The organism is Peribacillus sp. (assembly GCF_059453735.1).
On record NZ_JAZVJO010000463.1, the window covers coordinates 1 to 4910 of the forward strand.

The window sequence follows — 4910 nt, forward strand, 5'->3', positions numbered from 1 at the left end:
CTGACTAATTATAATACGTATCATGCAGTCAAGAAGGACAAGAATCGAATTGTCCAAAAGGAGCATTACTATGCAAACAAAAACGATAAACATACCAGATGACTTTATCTTAGGGGCTGCTGTTTCAGCATGGCAGACTGAGGGATGGTCAGGTAAGAAGGATGATCAAGATTCTTTTTTAGATTTGTGGTATAAAAACGATAAATATGTTTGGCATAAAGGGTATGGTCCAGCAGTAGCGACTGACTTTAAGAATCGGTATAAGGAAGATATCGGATACATGAAGGAAATAGGCTTAACTCATTTTAGGACTTCTATCAATTGGTCACGCTTTCTAATGGATTATGAAGAGGGAGTAGTTGACGAGGAGTACGCAGCGTACATAGATGACATGATTAATGAACTTCTCAGAAATGGTGTAGAGCCAATGATTTGTCTTGAGCACTACGAACTGCCTGCAGCGTTATTTGAAAAGTATGGAGGCTGGGGTTCGAAGCATGTTGTTGATTTATTTAGTACATATGTGGAAAAAGTTTTTGAACGTTATGGTGACCGGGTGAAGCACTGGTTTACTTTTAATGAACCAATCGTGATTCAAACTCGAGTCTATTTAGATGCACTTCGTTATCCTTATGAACAAAATACGAAAAAGTGGATGCAGTGGAATCATCATAAAGTGCTGGCAACAGCAAAGGCTGTCCAGCTGTTTAAAGAAATGGGTCTTAAAGAAAAATATGGAGCAAAAATCGGGGTTATTTTAAATCCGGAAGTGACTTATGCCCGCTCATCAGCACCACATGATCAGGAAGCAGCAAGGATGTATGACTTATTTTTTAACCGAATATTTCTTGACCCATCAATAAAAGGAGAATACCCGCAGGAATTATTCGACTTAATGTCGAAACATGATATAACGTTTGAATATTCAAGAGAAGAATTAAAGATTATTAAAGACAATACTGTGGAGTATGTCGGGCTGAATTTATATTATCCGCATCGTATTCAAGCCCGTACAACGCTATGGAACGAAGCTATGCCGTTCCATCCAGAGTACTACTATGCCAAGTTCGATTTGCCAGGAAAAAAAATGAATCCCTACCGAGGATGGGAGATTTATCCGAAAATCATGTTTGATATGGCTATGCGTATGAAAAATGAATATGGGAATATTGAATGGTTCATTGCTGAAAACGGCATGGGAGTCGAAAATGAGCATCGGTTTAAGAATGATGAAGGAATTATACAGGATGATTATCGAATCGATTTTATTGCAGAACATCTTAAATGGCTGATTAAGGCGGTCGAAGAAGGAGTCAACTGTACGGGATACATGCTGTGGGCTTTTACGGATAATGTATCTCCAATGAATGCGTTTAAAAATCGTTATGGATTAGTGGAAATTGATTTAGAAAACAATCGAAATCGAAAGTTAAAAAAATCAGCTTACTGATACAAACGGATTATTGAAAACAAATCTTTTCTGGCTGAGGATGAAGATGTATTTAAATGACCTGGGGCTCTTATCTACGCTAAGCTAACAGAAAATAACATGAAGATTTTGAAGAGGATAAATCAAAATCAGTGGAAAACGAGGAGCATGCATGAAAACTTTCTTAGCAATTGATATAGGAGGTACCTTTATTAAGTATGGGGTAGTTGATGAAAGTGCCGTTATCTTGGAAAGCGGCAGGGAATCAACGCCTAAAGGACTTATAGATTTATTACACTTGATTGATGGTATTTCTCAGAAATATCCACAATCTTCTGGTATTGCCGTCAGTGCTCCGGGAGCGGTGGGAGATGATGGAATTATTTACGGTTCAAGCGCCCTGGCCTATCTCCATGGACCGAATATCAAACAATTATTGAGAGAAAAAACCAAAAAGCCGGTCTATCTCGAAAATGATGCGAATTGTGCTGCTTATGCCGAGATTTGGAAAGGTGCAGCTCAGGGTATGACAGACATTATGGTTATGGTCATTGGTACAGGAATTGGCGGGTCGATTATTAAGGATGGAATCCTGCATAAGGGAGCACATCTACATGGTGGAGAATTTGGTTATATGCTTCTTGATAGCAGCAGGCAAGGCAGCAATAACACATGGAGTCGACAAGCTTCTACGGCAGCTCTGGTAAGAAATGTGGCGAATGCGAAGCAAATTCCGGAGGATTCTCTTACCGGTGAACAAATCTTTACCATGGCAGAGGCGGGTGATCAAGACTGCCTTAAAGCGCTGGATCAATTCTATCATTTGCTTGCAGTCGGCATTTATAATCTGCAATACGTTTATGACCCAGAGATTATTCTCATAGGCGGTGGAATCAGTGCCCGCGAAGACCTCATTACGATGATTGACGATAAACTCAATCACATTCTATCAGGGATACCGCATGCCAGAATTAAGCCCCCTATTGCAGCCTGTCACTTCCGTCAACATGCTAATTTAGTTGGAGCCGTATATGGGTTTATGGTAGAGAATAAGTCTTGAGTGAGAAAAAAGACAAATTCATAGTGGATTTGTCTTTTTTTATACTGATTTTCTATAACTAGGTATATATAATTAGTGAAAATGGTTTTTGTATTGTAAAAATAAAGAAAAAGTAGTAGGCTTAACTGAGAATGAGAATCAGTTATCGTGTGCTAAGGGGTGAAATGTGGATGGAACAGCGTGATTTATTTGACGTAACCGTGATTGGGGGAGGGCCGGCAGGGCTTTACTCGACTTTTTATAGTGGACTTAGAGAGATGAAAACAAAACTTATTGAGTATCAGCCGCATTTAGGCGGTAAAATCCATGTCTATCCTGAGAAAATGATTTGGGATGTAGGCGGGCTGACACCAATGCCTGGAGCCAAGCTGATTGAGCAGCTTATCGAACAGGGGCTGACCTTTAATCCTGAGGTGGTTTTGAATGAAAAAATAATAAATATTGAACAAGATGAAGAGGGAATCTTTGTTTTACATAGTGCTTCGGGTCAAGTGCATTTTTCTAAAACGGTCATTATGGCCATTGGCGGAGGGATTTTAAATCCTCAAAAGCTCGAAATCGAAGGGGCAGAGAGATTTGAGATTACCAACCTGAATTATACGGTGAAATCTTTAAAACAATTTAAAGATAAAACGGTGATTATTTCTGGTGGAGGAAATGCCGCAATTGACTGGGCAAATGAATTAGAATCTATAGCTAAAAAGGTGTATGTAACCTATAGAAAAGAAACTCTGGCAGGCCATGAAGCACAAGCAACAAAATTAATGAACAGTTCTGCCAGCTGCCTATTCCAAACGACTATTACCAAACTAATCGCAAGTCCCAACCATGAAGTAATTGAGCATGTTGAACTGACGAACCATCAAACAGGAGAGGTCTCCTATTTACCAATTGATGAAGTCATTATTAATCACGGATATGAGCATGATTCAACCTTACTTGAAAATAGTGATCTAGGCATTACCCGTGTAGATAATTATTACATTAAAGGGAACTCAGTTAGTGAATCCTCAATTGATGGTCTTTATGCTGCTGGTGATATTTTAATGCATGACGGAAAAGTACATTTAATAGCAGGTGCTTTTCAAGATGCCGCAAATGCTGTGAATAAAGCAAAACAATATATTCAGCCTGACGCTACTAAAGCAGGAATGGTTTCTTCACATAATGAAGTCTTTAAGAAACGTAATAAAGAATTAGTGAAGCAAATGATGCAATAGCAGCAATCTTGGCTAAACACCCCTACTGTAGTATGATTTAATTACCATATATTAGGTTTTATTCAGAGGGGTGTGGAATTTGAAACGGGTTGGAAGCTATCTTCTCGGTTTTGTCATCTTTGTTTGTGTCCTTCAAGCAATGTATGAAAATGGAAAAGAATTTATAGAGATGAAAGACCAGGATAATCAGCATATGACGGTAAATGTCTATGGGAAAACAGTCGTTCAAGATCTTTTTGGCGGAATCAATTATTATGCGTTGCTTAAACCAGCTATCATTAATCAATCCGTTTTGACATTAAGTGATGAGGAACGGGCTAGTGTTTCAAAGGATGTTTTTGATAAATTGACGATTAATGATTCCATCGATGGGTTTAATCTTAATGGGAAATTTAGTACAAAAGAGGACCTAGATGAAGAATCTTCTTCCTTTTATTTAGTAATCGGTTTAGTAGCCATTTACCCAGTAGGCTATCTCCTATTTTGGTTAAATAAAATCAAGGCTGTAAGTAGATTTTTTGAGCGCGTGCTGGATTCGGAATCCCTTAAACTACCGTTAACTATCCTTATATGGGGTGCTGTAGCCATTCCTCTTCTTTATGGTGTTATTCATTTTGGAAGCATGTTGGAGAAGTCTTATGAGAACTATACAGCAGAAAATAAAATAGAGACTAGAGCATTTATAACCGACAAGTATAAAATTATCAATCGTAAAGGAAGTAACTTATACTATTTAACGCTAAAAATTCACAACCATAGTAATGAGGCACTTTATTTAACAAAGAGAGTGACAAGTCATACCTATTATAAATATAGTCATTCTATAGCGATTTCATATACAGAGGAGAACCCCTATGAGGTCTCACTGCAGAAGGTAGAACCTTTAGATGTTTTTCAAATCCTGACAACTGATAGTATGATTATTTATTATCTGATGTTTATTATAATCGGGGGGCTTATTTATACCCTTTTTCTTTTACGAAGAAAGAAAAAAACGGGTTCTTATTATAAAAGTAATTAAAAAGCTCCAGAGCCATTTTGGCTTGGAGCTTTTTTTATTTAGAGTGAATCTTTGATTACTTTTTTATAATGAAGAACAGAGAGGATTCCGAATATGGAGTACAACCCTGTGTATAGGACCATTACAATAATCATCGGTGTCCACACCTCTGTACCAAATAAAAACCATCCTGATTGTACG

At 37.9% G+C, this 4910-nt stretch carries 5 protein-coding genes; 4 read left to right on the forward strand and 1 reads right to left on the reverse strand.

Translation table 11 applies throughout. The features are described 5' to 3' along the window. The first annotated feature begins 70 nt into the window (after nt 1-70). The 4 genes from AC52RT_RS15280 (at nt 71) to AC52RT_RS15295 (ending at nt 4730) form a co-directional block, all read left to right on the forward strand. The gene (locus AC52RT_RS15280) at nt 71-1450 is read left to right on the forward strand and encodes a glycoside hydrolase family 1 protein (protein ID WP_495541539.1); all 1380 of its coding nucleotides are present in this window, start codon (nt 71-73) and stop codon (nt 1448-1450) included. A gap of 151 nt (nt 1451-1601) precedes the next feature. After that, on the forward strand, nt 1602-2489 hold the full coding sequence (locus AC52RT_RS15285; RefSeq protein ID WP_495541540.1) for an ROK family protein: 888 nt from the start codon (nt 1602-1604) through the stop codon (nt 2487-2489). 170 nt (nt 2490-2659) lie between these two features. Further along, a complete protein-coding gene (locus AC52RT_RS15290) occupies nt 2660-3709 on the forward strand; it encodes an NAD(P)/FAD-dependent oxidoreductase (protein ID WP_495541541.1) in 1050 nt (349 codons plus the stop codon). A 79-nt stretch (nt 3710-3788) separates the two neighbouring features. Then, nucleotides 3789-4730, forward strand: a complete 942-nt coding sequence (locus AC52RT_RS15295) for a hypothetical protein (protein ID WP_495541542.1) — start codon at nt 3789-3791, stop codon at nt 4728-4730. A gap of 38 nt (nt 4731-4768) precedes the next feature. Here the strand turns inward: AC52RT_RS15295 and AC52RT_RS15300 are convergent. Continuing rightward, the coding region (locus AC52RT_RS15300) for a hypothetical protein (protein ID WP_495541543.1) at nt 4769-4910 on the reverse strand (142 nt) is incomplete at its 5' end.

Bases quoted from the DNA above. Each gene is read 5' to 3' on its own strand.
- AC52RT_RS15280 (WP_495541539.1), top strand. From the start codon at position 71: ATGCAAACAAAAACGATAAACATACCAGATGACTTTATCTTAGGGGCT.
- AC52RT_RS15285 (WP_495541540.1), top strand. From the start codon at position 1,602: ATGAAAACTTTCTTAGCAATTGATATAGGAGGTACCTTTATTAAGTAT.
- AC52RT_RS15290 (WP_495541541.1), top strand. From the start codon at position 2,660: ATGGAACAGCGTGATTTATTTGACGTAACCGTGATTGGGGGAGGGCCG.